Raw genomic sequence first — 16,968 nt, 5'->3', positions numbered from 1 at the left:
GAGGTGATTGGATGCAGGAATTCCTTGAAAATGTAATCGGCTCGGCAAATGATTTTTTGTGGTCAAAACTATTAATCGTACTGCTTCTTTCTCTGGGACTGTTTTTTACGTTCAGATCAAAGGGTCTGCAAGTCCGCATGCTGAGGGAAATGATCCGGGTTTTGAAAGAAGGCGCAGCCGCCCGGTCAAAAAACAGCATTTCCCCGTTTCAGGCATTTTGCATCAGCATGGCGGCGCGTGTCGGAACCGGGAATATTACCGGAATCGCCATTGCGATCGCACTCGGCGGCCCGGGCGCTATTTTCTGGATGTGGATTATCGCAGTCATCGGTTCGGCTTCAAGCTTTGTTGAAAGCACGCTGGCCCAAATTTATAAAGTAAAAGATCAAAACGGATTCCGCGGCGGCCCGGCCTATTACATGGAAAAAGGCCTGAAGAAACGCTGGATGGGCGCGCTGTTCGCCGTTTTAATCACGCTGTCATTCGGAGTCGTCTTTAATTCCGTTCAGTCCAATACGATCAGCGTCGCCTTTCAAAACGCATTCGGCACCAGCCGGCTTACATTGGGCATTATTTTAATCTTGGTTTTCGGCGGCGTGATTTTCGGCGGCGTCAAACGAATTGCGAAAATGGCGGAATACATCGTAGTCGTCTTAGCCGTTTTATATATCGGCGTCGCTTTCTTTGTCATTCTGACGAACATCACCCAATTGCCCGGCGTTCTGTCGCTTATCGTAAAAAATGCGTTCGGTATTGATCAGGCAGCGGGCGGCGCTTTAGGTGCGGCTTTGATGCAAGGTGTGAGACGCGGAATTTTCTCAAATGAAGCGGGAATGGGAAGCGCTCCGAACGCGGCGGCGACAGCTACGACGAGCCATCCGGTGAAACAGGGGCTCATTCAGGCATTCGGCGTCCTGACGGATACGCTCGTCATTTGTACAAGCACGGCACTTATCATTTTATTTTCAGACGCTTATCACCAGCCGGGACTGAGCGGCATCGCGCTTTCTCAGGCTGCCTTGAGCGACCATATCGGCGCGTGGGCATCAGGTTTCCTTGCCGTCTTAATGCTTTTGTTCGGCTTCAGCGCTCTGATGGGCAACTATTATTACGGAGAAACCAATATCGGATTTTTAAGCCAGAACAAAAAATGGCTGTTCATTTACCGCATCTGTGTACTCGGAATGGTTCTGTTCGGGTGCATTTCCAAAGTCCAGCTTGTGTGGGATATGGCTGACTTGTTCATGGGCTTAATGGTGGTCGTGAATTTAATTGCGATTTTCCTTCTGTCGAAAAAAGCGTTTGCCGCTTTGAGCGATTATGCCCGGCAAAAGAAAGCCGGAAAGGACCCCGTCTTTTACAGAGATGTGCTCCCTGATGATGACGGGATCGACTGCTGGGAGTATTCAGACATCGCGAAAAGTGCGAAAGGCAAACATATTTCCTAAACAAAAGGTGTTCGGGCAGCGTCCTGAACATCTTTTTTCTGCCGATTCATTGACAAAGAGGAAAGCGTCCATTACCCTTTTTATATATTTTCAGTATAGTCAGAAAGGAATGCCTATGAACCCCATTACACACATATTAGATGAATACCCGGTTATGATCATAGACGGAGCGATGGCAACCGAGCTTGAGCGGATGGGCTGTGATTTACATGACGATCTGTGGTCGGCCAAAATTCTTTTGGAGAGACCCGAACTGATCAAACAGGTGCATGCAGAATATTTTGCCGCCGGCGCTGATTGCGCGATCACCGCCAGCTATCAATCGACGATTGAAGGATTTGCGGCACGCGGCATCTCAGAAACCGATGCGATCCGCCTGATTCAGACATCAGTTGAGCTCGCCGTCCAAGCTCGCGATGAATTTTGGGCGCATGAAGAAAACCGTTCAGACCGTCCCAAACCTTTGATCGCCGCTTCTATCGGACCTTACGGCGCGAGCCTTGCCGATGGCTCTGAATATCGCGGGCATTACGGACTGACGGAGGATGAGCTGATCAGCTTTCACCGCCCCCGGATGAAAGCCCTTATAGAATCCGGAGCCGATCTTTTGGCGTGCGAGACCATTCCGTGCCTGTCAGAGGCAAAAGCGATCATAAGGCTGCTGGAGGAATTCCCCGGCACTTATGCGTGGATGAGCTTCAGCGCCAAGGACGGACGGCATATCAGCGAAGGCACGCCTATTTCCGAATGCGCGGCCCTGCTCGGCTCCTGCAGCCAGATCGCGGCGATCGGCATCAACTGCACACCGATCGAACATATTCCGCCGCTGATAAAAGAAATCAAACGGGCAGCGTCCAAGCCGATTATCGTCTATCCGAACTCAGGCGAACAATATGACCCGAAAACAAAAACCTGGAAAGGTGAAGCGTGCGCAAAACATTTCGGAAAGAGCGCGCAAAGCTGGTACGAAAACGGCGCAAGCCTGATCGGAGGCTGCTGCCGGACGAAACCCGCGGATATTCAGGCCATTGCCGCTTGGGCCAAAACCATAAAAACAACTTGACTAATCGGAATAGTTTGTATATTCTAATCAAAAAGCCGGTTCGCCGGAATCTCGTGCCGTTCGCCGGCATGAGATTTTTTATTAGAACGGCTCTCGCAGAAAGTTGGAAAACAATGAACAACAAGAACGAGACGAATTTTCAGAGAAGTATGAAAAGCAGGCACCTCTTTATGCTCTCACTCGGAGGTGTAATCGGAACGGGGCTGTTTTTAAGCTCGGGGTATACCATTCATCAGGCGGGTCCGGCGGGTACCATTTTTGCATACCTTTTGGGCGCGGGCATCGTCTATCTTGTCATGCTTTGCCTCGGTGAACTGTCAGTGGCCATGCCGGTGACGGGCGCATTCCACACCTATGCGAAAACCTATATCGGGCCCGCGACGGGCTTTACGGTCGCATGGCTGTACTGGCTGACGTGGGCGGTGGCGCTGGGCTCTGAATTCACGGCGGCCGGGCTCTTCATGCAGCGCTGGTTCCCGCATACTTCGGTTTGGATGTGGAGTGCCGTATTCGCTCTTTTCATCTTTTTATTAAACGCCTTCTCCGTGAAATTTTTTGCTGAATCGGAGTTTTGGTTCTCAAGCATTAAAGTCTTAGCCATCCTGCTGTTTATCTTATTGGGCGGAGCGGCGATGTTCGGCATCGTCCCGATGAAAAGCGGTGAGGCGGCACCTATGCTGTCGAACTTTACGGATGGCGGCAGTCTTTTTCCAAATGGTTTTTTTCCGATACTGATGACGATGCTGTCAGTAAACTTCGCCTTTTCAGGGACGGAATTGATCGGAATTGCCGCCGGGGAAAGCGCTGATCCGGAAAAAACCGTTCCGCGCGCCATTAAGACTACAGTCTGGCGGCTGGCGCTTTTCTTTATCGGAACGATTTTTGTGCTGTCGGGCATGATCTCCATCCAAGAAGCGGGTGTGATTGAAAGCCCGTTCGTCACGGTATTCGACAGAATCGGCGTGCCGTATGCGGCCGATCTGATGAATTTCGTCATTTTGACGGCGCTTCTGTCTGCGGCGAATTCGGGGCTGTACGCCTCATCACGAATGCTGTGGTCCCTGTCTAAAGAAGGTGAGCTTCATCCCGCCTTTGCCAGGCTGACGTCTAAAGGCATCCCTTTTAACGCCCTGATTTTCAGTATGATCGGCGGCATTCTGTCACTGCTGTCAAGCGTGTTTGCAGCGGATACAGTGTATCTTGTTCTCGTCTCTGTCTCAGGATTTGCGGTAGTGGCGGTGTGGATGAGCATTGCCGCATCGCAATTTTTGTTCAGAAGGCGGTTTCTTAAAGAAGGCCGTCAGCTTTCAGACTTAACATACAGGACACCGGGATATCCGGCCGTGCCGATAGCGGCCTTTATCCTTTGCCTTGCCTCCTGTATCGGCATTGCTTTTGATCCGAACCAGGCCATCGCCCTTTATTGCGGAATTGCCTTTATGGCCGTCTGTTACAGCGTTTATTACTTAAAAAACCGGAACAGCCGCACCCGTGTTCAAGCCGCAAAATCTCAATAAACAAAAAAGAACCCTGCCGCGCAAGGGTTCTTTTTTTTGTTTATACTTCAACCACCCATCTGAACGAATCCGGCACCTTCCCGACCTGGATGCCGGTAATGGTTTCATAGAGCCTTTCTGACACTTCACCGATCAAGCCGTTATTCAGCTCAATTGTTTCTCCGTGAATGTGCAGCTCGCCGACCGGTGAGATGACAGCTGCGGTTCCCGTACCGAATACTTCTGACACCTCGCCTCTCATCGCGGCATGATAGATGTCATCAATGGCAACCCGTTCTTCCCTGACGCGGATGCCCCAGCTTTTTAACAGCTCTATCACAGATGCGCGGGTGATGCCCCCGAGGATGCTTCCGTTTAGCGCCGGCGTTACAGCCTCTCCGTTTATAATGAAAAAGATATTCATACTGCCTACCTCTTCAGCATATTTCTTTTCCACTCCGTCGAGCCAAAGCACCTGATCATAACCCAGTTCTTCGGCTTTCCGCTGAGCCTGTAAGCTGGCCGCATAGTTTCCGGACGTTTTAACATCGCCCACTCCGCCGGTGACGGCGCGCACATACTCATCCTCGACATAAATACGGATCGGTTTCAGCTGATCGCCGTAATACGAACCGACCGGCGTCAGGACAACCATGAATTTGTACCGCTTGGAAGGCCGGACGCCTAAAGAAGGCTCGGTCGCAATCACAAACGGACGGATATATAAAGAAGTTCCTTTTTCTTTCGGAATCCATTCCTGCTCCAGCTCCACCAATTGTACCAATGCTTCCAGCGCAAGCTTCTCATCGAGAGGCGGCATGCTCATCCGCCGCAGCGATTTATTCAGCCGCTTTATATTTTGGTCAGGACGGAACATCAATGCCCGTCCGTCTTCTGATCTGTAAGCCTTCAGCCCTTCAAATACGGCCTGCCCGTAATGGAAAACGGATGCGGACGGATCAAGATGAACCGGTTCATATGGTGTGATTCTCGGATCATGCCAGCCTCTTTCTTCTTCGTAATCCAAGACAAACATGTAATCAGTGAAGTACTTGCCAAATCCCAATGAAGCGGAATCCGGTTTTTCTTTTCTAGCTGTGACCTTACGTCTTTCAATCAGTTGATTCAACAAAAGCACACCTTTCTTGTAATTGTTTAAATTTTCAGTCTTTTATAAGCTGCCTGTTTTCTCTGCCTGAATCGTGTATGCACAGATATATAAGGATGCAGTTGACCGTATCATATCAAATATACCACTTATAAGAGGATAATTATCAAAATTTTTGATATTTTCAAGCGAAAATCTGACTTTATTTTATTCTCCTTCATTTTTTTCAATGAGGACTTTCTGTCATATTAAATGATTGCGCTTACATAATGTAAAGAAATCCTCTCTTTCGCAAAGTCAATTTTGTGACAAATTTATGGCGGAGAGGAAGGTGGTTGCCGCCTGCTTCACGAATTACGTAAGAAATGCGCAAGTAAAAGGGGGATTCGCTTGAAAAAATTTATCGCATTTCAGATTTTGATCGCCTTAGTCATCGGAGCACTGATCGGCCATTTCTTCCCGGATTTCGGGATGGCGCTGCGGCCCGTGGGAGACGGATTTATCCGCCTGATTAAAATGATTGTCGTGCCGATCGTGTTCTCGACCATTGTCATCGGAGCCGCCGGAAGCGGCAGTATGAAAAAGATGGGCAGTCTCGGCATCAAAACGATTATTTGGTTTGAAGTCATTACGACACTTGTTCTGGGGCTCGGCCTCCTATTGGCAAACGTGCTGAAGCCGGGAGTCGGCCTTAACCTCTCTCACCTTGCTAAAAAAGACATTCACGAGCTTTCCGGCTATACGGAAAAAGTAGTCGACCTGAAACAAATGCTTCTTGATATTATCCCCGTTAATATCATTGACGTTATGGCGAAAAACGATCTTCTCGCCGTCATCTTTTTCGCGATCCTATTCGGTGTTGCCGCAGCCGGCATCGGCAAAGCCTCCGCACCTGTCATGAATTTCTTTGAATCAACGGCAAATATTATGTTCAAGCTGACGCAAATGGTGATGGTCACCGCTCCGATCGGCGTTCTTGCCCTTATGGCCGCCTCAGTCGGACAATTCGGAATCGCGCTTTTGCTCCCGATGCTGAAGCTGATCGGCACTGTGTTTCTCGGGCTGTTTTTGATACTCTTCATTCTGTTTCCGATTGTCGGGCTTATCTTTAAAATCAAGTACTTTGAAGTGCTGAAAATGATTTGGGATCTGTTTTTGATTGCTTTTTCCACGACAAGCACAGAAACCATTCTGCCTCAGCTGATGGATCGGATGGAGAAATACGGCTGCCCGAAGCGGGTCGTCTCCTTTGTGGTTCCGTCAGGCTTATCGCTGAATTGTGACGGCTCCAGTCTCTATTTATCGGTGTCATGTATTTTTCTGGCGCAGGCTTTTCATGTGGAGATGCCGCTTTCTCAGCAGCTTCTGATGATGCTTGTGCTCGTCATGACAAGCAAAGGCATTGCCGCCGTCCCGTCAGGCTCACTCGTCGTGCTTCTGGCGACAGCGAATGCCGTCGGTCTCCCCGCGGAAGGCGTCGCCATCATTGCCGGTGTCGACCGCGTCATGGACATGGCGAGAACCGGCGTCAACGTGCCCGGCCATGCGGTCGCCTGTATCGTCGTATCCAAGTGGGAAAAAGCCTTCACATATAAAGGGTCCGTCACGGCGGACCAGACCGCCCGGACAGAAAGTATGTAAACACAAAAAAGACCACCTCATTGGTGGTCTTTTCTATTAATCAATCGCCGCATGATCTTCTTTTTCAATCAAAGCAAGGCGTTCATTGATTTCTTCTTGAGTCATTTCGTGCTCTTTCACATACATATTGCGTTCGTTTGTACGGCATTCGTGACTGCAGCTGCGCATGTACTTGTATTCATTCTCAGGTGTGCAGATCATTTTTTTATTACATGCCGGATTTGCGCAGTTCACATAACGCTCGCAAGGCTCGCCCGTGAAATAATCTTTTCCGATAATGACATGCTCTACGCGGTTGACCGGTACGCTGATTCTTTCGTCAAATACGTAGCACTGTCCGTCCCACAGTTTGCCTTGGACTTCAGGATCTTTACCGTAAGTGACGATACCGCCGTCAAGCTGGGACACGTCTTCAAAGCCCTGCTTCAGCAGCCAGCCGGAAAATTTCTCACAGCGTACGCCGCCTGTGCAGTACGTGAGGATTTTTTTGCCTTCGAGCATGTCTTTGTGCTCTTCAATCCAGTCCGGCAGCTCACGGAACGCCTCAATATCAGGTCTGACCGCTCCGCGGAAATGACCGAGGTCATACTCATAGTCGTTTCTGGCGTCAATCACGATCGTGTCAGGATCCTGCATTTGCTCATAAAAGTCTTTCGGTTTCAAGTGTTTGCCTGTCGTGGTATTCGGATCAACATCATCTTCGAGACGAAGCGTCACCAGCTCTTTTTTATGGCGGACAAACATTTTGCGGAACGCATGTCCGTCAGTCTCATCAATTTTGATCGGCATGTCGGCAAATCGCGGATCAGCTTTCAGCGCATTCATGTATTGATCCGTCTGTTCAACCGTTCCGGACACCGTACCGTTAATGCCTTCCTCAGAAATCAAAATACGGCCTAACAGACCGAGCTCCTTACAAAACTTCAAATGCTGAGCCGTGAATTCTTCAGGCTCATCAATCTTTACATATTTATAATAAAGTAAAACTCTATATTGTTTTTCCATGATTTATACACCCTGTTCAATTATATTAATGATCACGCACACTCTACTATATCATACAGGAAAACGGGCGAAAGATGAACATTTCCGTCCGGACTCTTTCTTCCAGTCATGCTTCTCCTTTTATTACCTGCTGAAAATAAAACCGATACGTATTGCGCAAAAAAGTTTCAAGTGAAAGGCCGGCGGCAGTCTGATACTTGCCGATGATAAACGGAAAACGATCACGGCCTTTTTCCCGCAGGATATCGGCGCTGGCTTCACCCAGTTCCGAAATGAGCGATTCGATGACAGGCCAGCAGACATCCCACGCGGCTTCCAGAGCTTGCTGATTGCCTGTAAGCCGGTATTGCTCTATCAGCTTTGCCAAATCCTTTTCTTCCATATTGTTCACTTCCTTACACCATATAAAAAAGAGGAGCAGCTTTTATAAAGCGGACGCCTCCTCCTGTGACTCCGCATAACCGATGATCTGGCCGACCTGTAATTCCCGGCCTTCAATGAGGTTATCCGAAGGGGTAAACATATCCTTCTCAAATACTAAAATAACGGTCGATCCAAATGAAAAATAGCCCAGCTCTTCACCCGTTTCAAGCCTGTTTCCGGTGTTTGTCTGAACGATGGAATTAATATTCATCGCACCTACCGGAATCATGAGCATCTGCTGGTCACCACGGGTGAGCTCGTACACATAACGGTAATTTTTTGAGAGCACGTCTTTCCCGTACTTCAATCCCATCGTATTGACGGGATAGGAGCGTTTCCCCAGCTCGGCCAGCTTCTGATACGTGCAGCTGATGGGGGAATGGAAGCGGTGGTAATGTCTCGGGCTCAGATAAAGCACGGCAAAACGGCCGCCGTTGTATTTGTGATCGGCGCTTTTAAACCCCGTCAGTTCAGCGAACGAATAATCCTTCCCTTTTACCATGAAGGTTTGATTCGGATTAATCATGCCCACCGTCTGAACGACGCCGTCCACAGGACTGACGATGGCGTTCTTCTCTTTTGCCACGGGGCGGAGATTCAAATTAATATCACGAATGAAAAATGACGTCAGTGAATCAAAGTCAGAGGCTGTCCGTTCCGTTTCATTCCAGTTGATGCGATAGTGTTTGGAAAACAGCGGAATCATCGGCTTGCTCAGTTTCGATTCACAGAAGTTTTTAATGAGATGGGACGTCAATCGATTATTAGTCAGTTCAATCAATGAACGATAAAGAACTTTAGCAGCAGTATTAAACATTGATTACTCCTATGAATTTTCCTATAGTAATAAAAATAAAACACCATAAAAACGCTCCGATGGCGGCGAAGCATAAGTAGGTTTTGAAATCCATTCTGCCGATTCCGGAAAAGTAGCAGGTCACGTGTCTGATGCCTGGGATGAAATAACCCAAAATAATGGTGTACGGCCCGTACTTTTTCATCCACCTGTCTACTTTCTCCATCCTCTTTTCCTTCAGGCCGACCCATTTTCCGAACTTATTAATAAACGGCCGGCCGGCTTTTCTGCCGATGAAGTAGCTGATAATCATCCCCAGGAGAGCTCCGATAAAGCTGATCAGAATGGAGAGCTCATAATTCAGCACTTTTATATGGGCGAAGTAGCCCACAAGCGTCATCATGACTTCATCCGGAATAGGCAATCCGATAATACCAAGTGTCAGCATGAGAAAAATCGCGATATATCCGTAATCGGAAATTAATTGCTGAACTAATTCCATCTTCTGCTCTCCAGGTTTTCAGGCGCCTGTTTTTTAAAGTGGGGAAATTTAATATTGCTGACCATTAAATAACCGAGCGCAATCGTTCCTGCCCCCAGAAGAAAAGCGTTATTGATGAAGCTCAAAATGACAAGACACATCCCCGCAAACGGAATCGGCATCCCGATAAACGTCGGCAGCTTGCTTTGTCCGATATTAAATCTCGAGAGCCGGATCATTCCGCAGATGCTGTAGGAAAGCGCGATTAAAATTCCGATGAACGGAATCGTATATAGTGAAACAGTGTAAGCAAGCATAGACGGCGCCACGCCGAACGTCACGAGATCAGCAAAAGAGTCAAGCTCCCTTCCCATCTCCGATACCGCGTTCAGCTTACGGGCGGCCAAACCGTCAAAAAAATCGAGAAACATCCCGATGAAAATAAAGATCACCGCGGAGTGAATATTATGATACAAAAGGGAATGAATCGATAGAAGCCCGCAAATAAAATTTCCAATTGTGATCATACTAGGTATATAATTCACAGTTTACACAAACCTCCAATTAAAACCATATCAAATCGGACTGCGTATGCATAAAGACTCCATTTTACGGAAACATAAAATGAAATTCTTTCAATGCTATCATTCAAATTCTTTTATTATACAGCATTTGGTGTTATTTGAACAATCTAATCTGGTGATTTTTGTTTTTTCGCCGTTCATATTAAGGTAAGCAATCGGCGTTATCTCTATTCCGGATTACCCTGCTTAAATATTCCATGCCGATGATACGGTCTGTCCGCGCTTCACGAATGAAAAGCCGTATGATGTATAGTTATTTCCTTCTCCGTTAAATGAGAACATTACATATAACGATTGCGGACATAAAAAGTTTCATGAATGAAAAAGCCGGCACAAAACGGCCTCATACATTATCTCACAACCCCGTTTTCCAGTATATAGTCTGCCCACACAAAAAAGGCGCCTTACCATTACGGTAAAAACGCCTCTTAAGATAGGTTTATGTAACAGATAAATGACTGAGTGCTTCGGCCGCTCTTTCTCTCGCCTCTTCAACCGTCTCGGCTGCAGAAAGCGCAACCGCCATCCGGCGTCCGGCTTTCGTGACAGGTTTTCCGAATATGCGGACCTGAGTGCTTTTTACCGCCAAGGCCTTCTCCACACCTTCAACCGCGTAATCAGCAAGCTCTTTTGGCGCCTTCAGCGGACGGCTTGCCCCCGGCGACAGCAGTGTGATTTCCGGAATCGGGAATCCCATTATCGCACGGACATGCAGCGCGAACTCTGACAAATTTTGCGTCACAAGTGTGACGAGGCCCGTATCATGCGGACGGGGAGACACTTCGCTGAAATATACCTTATCTTTAGTAAGGAAAAGCTCAACCCCGAATAAACCGTATCCGCCGAGTGAGTCCGTTATGCTTTTCGCAATGTGTTTCGCCTCTTCAATCTGCTGTTCTGTCATATGATGAGGCTGCCACGATTCAATATAGTCACCGTCTTTTTGTTCATGTCCGATCGGTGCGCAAAAGGATGTACCGTTCGCCGCGCGCACTGTCAAAAGAGTGATTTCGGATTCAAACGGAATGAATTCCTCAACGATGACCCGGCCGTTTTTCACCCGGCCGCCTTCCATCGCCATATTCCAGCAGCTTTCCAGCCCGGAAGCCGAGCGGCACACGCTTTGCCCTTTTCCGGAAGAGCTCATCAGCGGCTTCACCACGCACGGAAAGCCGATTGTTTCCGCCGCTTCTTTAAATTCTTCATATGTATTCGCGAATTCATAGCCGGCAGTCGGAAGGTGCAGCTTCTCTGCCGCAAGCCGTCTGATGCCTTCACGGTCCATCGTCAGCTTCGCCGCACGCGCATTCGGGATGACGTGAAAGCCTTCTTCCTCAAGCTTCAGCAGCTCATCCGTCGCAATGGCTTCCACTTCCGGTACGATCAAGTCCGGTTTTTCTTTTTCAATGACTTCTCTGACCTGCGCTTTATCGAGCATATCGATGACATAGCTTTTGTGCGCGGTCTGCATGGCAGGGGCATGCTCATAGCTGTCAACGGCTACAGTGACAACCCCGAGCCGCTGCGCTTCAATGACGACTTCTTTCCCCAGCTCGCCTGATCCCAATAACAACATCTTTTTCGCCTGATACATGTCCTTTGGCCCCTCCCTTTCTATACCTCCCTCATTATAACGGAAATATTCAAAAAATAAAGACAAGACAGATAACCAAGCTCTATCCTGTCTTTTGCGCTGATTCGAGCGATTCAATCGCCGCTGACACGTCCTTCTCGCCATATTGCCCCATTAAGCATAACGATTCTTCCGCCCGGCAGGCGTGAGAAGAGATGCGGCGCTTGGCTTCCTCATGCATGTCACGGATGCCGAGATCTTGGAGACTGACGGGAAATCCGAGCCGGCGGTAAAACGGAAGCAGCTCTTCAATCTCATGTCTCCGATTTTCAAGCGCAAGCTGCACCAATATGCCGTAAGCAACCTTCTGACCGTGCAGCACCTGATGTGTCTCCTGAATAAAGCTGAGTCCGTTGTGCACCGCATGCGCCCCTGCCATCCTGCACAAACGGCCCCCATAGCCGCCGACCGTTCCCGCGAGCATAATAATCGTTTCCGCCGTCTGGATGAACGGTACTGACAGCTCGCCTTTCTCCATGCTTACGACGGCTGCTTCACTGTAACGCAATAACAGATCACGAATATATTCCGCCTGCCTCAGCCCCGCCTGAGCCATCAGCGGCGCCGTCCCCGTATTTCTGATGACCGCTTCGGCCTCATACCATTTCGCCAGCGTATCACCGATCCCGCTTTTCATATATTCAATGGGAGAGGAAAGCAAAAACAGCGGATCAACAAGCGTCAAATAGCTTGAACGCTTATGATAATCCACTCTGATAAAATTGCCGCTCTCATCATACATGACACTTAACGGCGTACTTGCCGCACACGTTCCCGCGATGGAAGGAACCATCACAGTCTCAATATCAAGCCGGTCTGCCGCCGCTTTTGCCAAATCCAACATCGTGCCGCCTCCGATACCGATGATCACATCCGCATCTTTCGCCTGCTCACAGACCTTACGCACCGCCTCAGGTGAACAGTATCCTTTATGCTGAATCACATCCCAGGAAGAACCGCCGCTGTAATCGGAGAACGCCTGATAGGATTTGATTCCGGTCACAATCACGGGTTTTCTGAATGTCTCCAGCAGCCCCGGAAGCTCTTTTGCGATTCCTTCCTTACATATATATTGATTCGGGCCGCTTCGCACGATATCTTCAGGCTTCATTCGAATCTCTCCTCTGGCTGGAATTTATATATATTTTCTCACTTATCAGAAAATACATCAACCGGAGGTGCGTCAGCGCTTCGCTTCCTCCGCCTCCACAAACAGCTCATCAAGCCGCTCCAAAGCCTCTGCCTTTTCAAAACTGCTGAACCACAGATCATCATAAGAATCCAGGATGCGGTAATGGTGGGAAATCAAATGCTGCTGCAAGCGGAACTCACCTTTTTTCTCGATGGTTTTCCACCACACCTTGCCGCCCATCGTCTTCCCCTTCGGCCTGTCAATTGTGCGATGGGCAACCGCTTCAATGACCTCCAGCGGATCATCTCCTAATACGGATTGCAGTGTTTCACTTGATCTGAAAAGCGCGCAAACCGCCACAACATGCGGCCATTCCGCAAGCGCCCGCCCTTTCTCAATCTGCACCAGCGCCTTTTTGGAAAGACCGATCACATCCGCCATTTTCTCTTGCGTATAGCCTCTCTCCGACCGGATTTTCTTCAGCTGGACCGAGACAAGCTCAGTCATATAATCTTGATCCATCTCAACCTCCATATTTATCAATATAGCCATTTTACACCGCGGGACGCCTTTTTTATATCGGTACATTTTTAAATGAATCAAAAGAAGCGGTAAAAAAGTACCCTTTTCCTCTTTTTCTCAATTCACGAACAGAAATTGGCATCCTCATGGTAAAATACGGTCGGAGAAAATCAGGCGAAAGGACACTGTAAGGGTCAACTCGTATTATAGAAATGACAAACGCTAAAATTGTATTAAAAAGAAAAACAGATGGCAGTTTTATACTGACTGGCTATCCGGTTAAATAGAGGTGGATAAAATGGAAAAGGTAAAGAATGAGAGTTTAGAGGAAGTAAGCAATTTTTTATCTTGTTACTTTCATCAGGATTATGATTCAATGGAATCCGCATACGAAGAATTGCTGAATGAAGAATCAAGACAATACTTAATATCTCTGGTTCCTCTTCTGAGAAACTTTATCAATAGTGATTGGACAATTGAAGAAAAAAATACTCTCATAGATGAATGTGCCGATGGAGTTTACTTTCCTTACTACGAAATATCACCTTTGGAATGGTTAAAACAAGTAACAAAAAAAATTGAACTATACTTAAATCGATAAGCAATGTGAAATCGAATTCAGATGAGAGCAGAATGGCGCATGAAAATCTCCATCTGTGATATTTCTTCAGGAAAAAGACTCGGATCGCTACTTGCGGGGGCACTCATTTTATGCGGATTTAATAGGTCAGAAATGAAACCAAATCCAAAGCAGAATACTGAAAACGTGTAAATAAAGCAAGCGATTCCCATTGATGCAGGATCGCTTGCTGCCTTTTTTGAAGATGTCTCCTATGCCCGTCCTGACGTTCCAAAGTTTCAGAGGCGCGGACAAGCTGTCATACGTTTGCCACCTATGAATGAACGCACACTACATGTAATGGAGGGATTCCAATGGACGAAATGGTCCTGGAAACACAGCAATGGCTGAATGAGACGTACAAAGGCAGACACGGGTACAACAAAGTGCCGGAAAACGGAAAAACGGGATGGGATACCATTTACGGTCTGACACGGGCGCTTCAAATCGAGCTTGGTATTTCTGAACCTGCCGATAACTTCGGACCGACGACACAAAGATTATTTAAACCGTTGAAAAAGCAGGCTCCCGATTCTAAGCCGACAAACATGAATTACATTCTGCAAGGGGCGCTATGGTGTAAAGGATTTAACCCGGGCGGATTTTCTGGCGTTTTCTATGAAAATACCGAAAGCGCTGTAAAAGAGTTTCAAAAAGCGGCCGGGCTCACTAAGCAAGACGGCATCGTCACGGCACTCATTATGAAAGCCTTGCTGGATATGAGCGCATTTCGGTTAGTAGCGGGAGGAGACAAAAAAATCCGCCAAATCCAGCAGAACCTGAACCGGGATTACAATGACTACATCGGCTTGATGCCTTGTGACGGCTTATATGCCCGCGATACAAACAAGGCTCTCATTTATGCCCTCCAAAAAGAAGAAGGCATGAGCACAAGCGTCGCCAATGGATTTTTCGGGAACGGAACGACCAGCTTATGTCCTACCCTGACTCCCGGCGATTCACGGACAGGCTTTGTTTTGATTGTTCAATACGCGCTTTACTGTAATGGGAAATCATTTGACCCCGGTGAATTCGACGGAAAATACGGCGTCGGCGTTGTATCGGCAGTGAAAGCTTTCCAAGAGTTTATGTGCCTGCCGCAAACAGGTTATGCGGACATGCCGACGATTAAAGCTTTATTATCAAGCTCAGGCGACACAACGCGGGCTGCTTCGGCTTGTGACACTGCTGCAATTATAACGGCAGATACGGCTAAAACTTTGCGTGAGAATGGTTATAAAATCGTGGGAAGATATTTGACCGGGAATGTGCGGACAAGCAGCGGACTGACATCGAAAGCCTTGACGTCAAAAGAGCTTTCCACTATTTTCGATGCCGGCTTAAGCGTTTTTCCGATTTATCAGGACGGCGGCTATGAATCTTCTTATTTTGTAAAAGATCAAGGAACGAGAGATGCGTACAGCGCTGCATCAGCCGCCCGAAGATTAGGTTTTCCGTCAGGCACGACCATCTACTTTGCCGTCGATTTCGATGCGTATGATTATGAAGTCACAGATAAAATCATCCCTTACTTTCAAGAAATCAAGTCAGCTTTTATGAAAATGCAGGCGTTTTCAACTGCGCCGAAATATGAAATCGGGGTATACGGACCGAGAAACATTTGTATCCGGACGTCAGAAGCAGGTCTGACCAAATATAGCTTTACAGCTAACATGTCGACCGGATTCAGCGGCAACCTCGGATACCCGATGCCGAAAAACTGGGCTTTTGATCAATTTTATGAAGGAACGATCGGAAGCGGAGCGGGAAAAGTCGCCATTGACAAAGACGGTTACTCCGGAAAAGACTCAGGTGTAAGCAGCGTCCATCCGCCTTCTGATCCTGTGTATGACGCAAGACTGCGTACACTGACGGACATTTTAACAACCATTCCCGCTTTAGAAAATGTACCGAATCTTGCGAATGCCATGTTTGAATTCGACAAGACTGAAACCATTTATGCATCACCTGAAATGGATATTCTTTTATCAACTTCACTTTTGGCAACAGTGCCGAGTGAAGGTTCTCCCAACACAGTTACCATTACAAATGGCAAACCGGGAGCTTATATTACCGGTCTGATGGGAGATTCACAAGTCTCTTTTACAGCATCACAAATTGATTCCTATCAAAACCTGCTTAACAGTCTGAGCTTGTCAGTCCGCAACGGTTATTTAGAAGTATACGTCAATCCGGCTGCGGGATCGCTGAATATCCAATTTAAAATCTATACACCTGATATTCCGGTCGGTGACAGTGCTACAACTGGACTAACAACGACCATTACATTTAAAATAAAACAAAAGAGCTTCAGACTGCCGGATTCCGAAGAGGTTTACTCTCCGGATTGGGATTCTGTCGTGAATACCATGGCCATTGCAGGCGCAGGAATTATTGTTATTGTAGGTATCGGTGCTTTAGTCGTTTTAGCGCCTGAATTAGGGGGAGCTGCAGCCTTGTTCAGCACGGTTTTATCACTATTTCTATAATTGAACAGGCAGCTCCTTGCTCCGGGAATGCTCAATGAGTATTCTTGGAGTTATTTTTTAAGGAGGATTCGTATGAAGATTGACATGCAGACATACAAGGAAACCGTTCAAAAAATAGAAAGCGATTTGCTTCCGCGAAGTCAAAATGACAAAGAACTGCTTACATATTTAACGACACAAGATTCGCTCACACTCAATCAAATGAAAATATGTTTCACTGAACCGCAGCTCACCTTCAACCATACAGTCAAGATTGTATGCACAGTCACTTTCATCACGTTATATATCTTTTTTTTCAGCACTCATTTTAATGATTTGATTGAAATGGCGCTGCAAATGGTTTTTGGTCTGGCCGGCCTTGTTTGGATTTTTGCCGTATTTCCGTTTTCAAGGAAAATCCAAGTGTCTGACCGTTTCAGACAAAAATCTGAAAACACCCGTATTACCGGAATGATAGACTTCGTCCTCGAACAAAGATACAAAGACATGATCAGTTAAAAAACCCCTCCGCTTAAGGGGTTTTTTATT

Annotated in this window: 16 protein-coding genes; 7 read left to right on the top strand and 9 right to left on the bottom strand. The window is 47.4% G+C overall.

Annotated features, from left to right (window positions below; translation table 11 throughout):
* Positions 1–11: 11 nt before the first annotated feature.
* The 3 genes from AADZ70_RS16300 (at position 12) to AADZ70_RS16290 (ending at position 4,028) form a co-directional block, all read left to right on the top strand.
* Entirely contained in the window at positions 12–1,448 is a 1,437-nt protein-coding gene (locus tag AADZ70_RS16300) for an alanine/glycine:cation symporter family protein (protein ID WP_016936872.1), read from the top strand.
* Between the two features lie 115 nt (positions 1,449–1,563).
* Positions 1,564–2,511 (top strand): homocysteine S-methyltransferase, encoded by a 948-nt coding sequence (gene mmuM, locus AADZ70_RS16295; RefSeq protein ID WP_342007327.1) that lies wholly within the window; start codon positions 1,564–1,566, stop codon positions 2,509–2,511.
* A gap of 113 nt (positions 2,512–2,624) precedes the next feature.
* Positions 2,625–4,028 carry an amino acid permease gene (locus AADZ70_RS16290; protein ID WP_342007326.1) on the top strand — a complete coding sequence of 468 codons (1,404 nt, stop codon included), beginning with the start codon at positions 2,625–2,627 and terminating at the stop codon, positions 4,026–4,028.
* Between the two features lie 40 nt (positions 4,029–4,068).
* Here AADZ70_RS16290 and AADZ70_RS16285 read toward each other — a convergent pair whose 3' ends face one another.
* Positions 4,069–5,136: a branched-chain amino acid aminotransferase gene (locus AADZ70_RS16285; protein WP_016936875.1), complete on the bottom strand. Its 1,068-nt coding sequence runs from the start codon at positions 5,134–5,136 to the stop codon at positions 4,069–4,071.
* Between the two features lie 369 nt (positions 5,137–5,505).
* Between AADZ70_RS16285 and gltP the strand changes: the two genes are divergently transcribed.
* Entirely contained in the window at positions 5,506–6,756 is a 1,251-nt protein-coding gene (gltP, locus tag AADZ70_RS16280) for a glutamate-aspartate/proton symporter GltP (RefSeq protein ID WP_342007325.1), read from the top strand.
* Positions 6,757–6,792: 36 nt separating this feature from the next.
* Here gltP and AADZ70_RS16275 read toward each other — a convergent pair whose 3' ends face one another.
* From AADZ70_RS16275 to AADZ70_RS16240, 8 genes are all read right to left on the bottom strand, one after another.
* A complete protein-coding gene (locus tag AADZ70_RS16275; protein WP_016936877.1) occupies positions 6,793–7,761 on the bottom strand; it encodes a rhodanese-related sulfurtransferase in 969 nt (322 codons plus the stop codon).
* A gap of 106 nt (positions 7,762–7,867) precedes the next feature.
* On the bottom strand, positions 7,868–8,143 hold the full coding sequence (locus tag AADZ70_RS16270) for a hypothetical protein (protein ID WP_099744527.1): 276 nt from the start codon (positions 8,141–8,143) through the stop codon (positions 7,868–7,870).
* Between the two features lie 42 nt (positions 8,144–8,185).
* Positions 8,186–9,001: a phosphatidylserine decarboxylase gene (locus AADZ70_RS16265; protein WP_342007324.1), complete on the bottom strand. Its 816-nt coding sequence runs from the start codon at positions 8,999–9,001 to the stop codon at positions 8,186–8,188.
* Entirely contained in the window at positions 8,994–9,482 is a 489-nt protein-coding gene (locus AADZ70_RS16260; protein WP_016936880.1) for a DedA family protein, read from the bottom strand. The genes AADZ70_RS16265 and AADZ70_RS16260 overlap by 8 nt, the downstream gene beginning before the upstream one ends.
* A complete protein-coding gene (gene pssA / locus AADZ70_RS16255) occupies positions 9,473–10,006 on the bottom strand; it encodes a CDP-diacylglycerol--serine O-phosphatidyltransferase (RefSeq protein ID WP_016936881.1) in 534 nt (177 codons plus the stop codon). Before pssA ends, AADZ70_RS16260 begins: the two co-directional genes overlap by 10 nt.
* A gap of 478 nt (positions 10,007–10,484) precedes the next feature.
* On the bottom strand, positions 10,485–11,639 hold the full coding sequence (purT, locus tag AADZ70_RS16250) for a phosphoribosylglycinamide formyltransferase 2 (RefSeq protein ID WP_188154709.1): 1,155 nt from the start codon (positions 11,637–11,639) through the stop codon (positions 10,485–10,487).
* An 82-nt stretch (positions 11,640–11,721) separates the two neighbouring features.
* On the bottom strand, positions 11,722–12,789 hold the full coding sequence (locus AADZ70_RS16245) for an iron-containing alcohol dehydrogenase family protein (protein ID WP_188154708.1): 1,068 nt from the start codon (positions 12,787–12,789) through the stop codon (positions 11,722–11,724).
* A gap of 72 nt (positions 12,790–12,861) precedes the next feature.
* Positions 12,862–13,332 carry a helix-turn-helix domain-containing protein gene (locus AADZ70_RS16240; protein ID WP_049627823.1) on the bottom strand — a complete coding sequence of 157 codons (471 nt, stop codon included), beginning with the start codon at positions 13,330–13,332 and terminating at the stop codon, positions 12,862–12,864.
* Between the two features lie 298 nt (positions 13,333–13,630).
* Between AADZ70_RS16240 and AADZ70_RS16235 the strand changes: the two genes are divergently transcribed.
* From AADZ70_RS16235 to AADZ70_RS16225, 3 genes are all read left to right on the top strand, one after another.
* Positions 13,631–13,933, top strand: coding sequence for a contact-dependent growth inhibition system immunity protein (locus tag AADZ70_RS16235; protein ID WP_045926325.1), 303 nt, complete (start codon positions 13,631–13,633; stop codon positions 13,931–13,933).
* 332 nt (positions 13,934–14,265) lie between these two features.
* The gene (locus AADZ70_RS16230; RefSeq protein ID WP_016936888.1) at positions 14,266–16,440 is read left to right on the top strand and encodes a glycoside hydrolase domain-containing protein; all 2,175 of its coding nucleotides are present in this window, start codon (positions 14,266–14,268) and stop codon (positions 16,438–16,440) included.
* Between the two features lie 72 nt (positions 16,441–16,512).
* Positions 16,513–16,938, top strand: coding sequence for a hypothetical protein (locus AADZ70_RS16225; RefSeq protein WP_095241844.1), 426 nt, complete (start codon positions 16,513–16,515; stop codon positions 16,936–16,938).
* Positions 16,939–16,968: the final 30 nt, after the last annotated feature.

The organism is Bacillus sp. YBsi01, from assembly GCF_038406745.1.
GTDB classification, from domain to species: Bacteria; Bacillota; Bacilli; order Bacillales; family Bacillaceae; genus Bacillus; species Bacillus siamensis.
The sequence above is the reverse complement of the archived record's forward strand: the minus strand, read 5'-3'. Positions and strand labels throughout refer to the sequence as shown.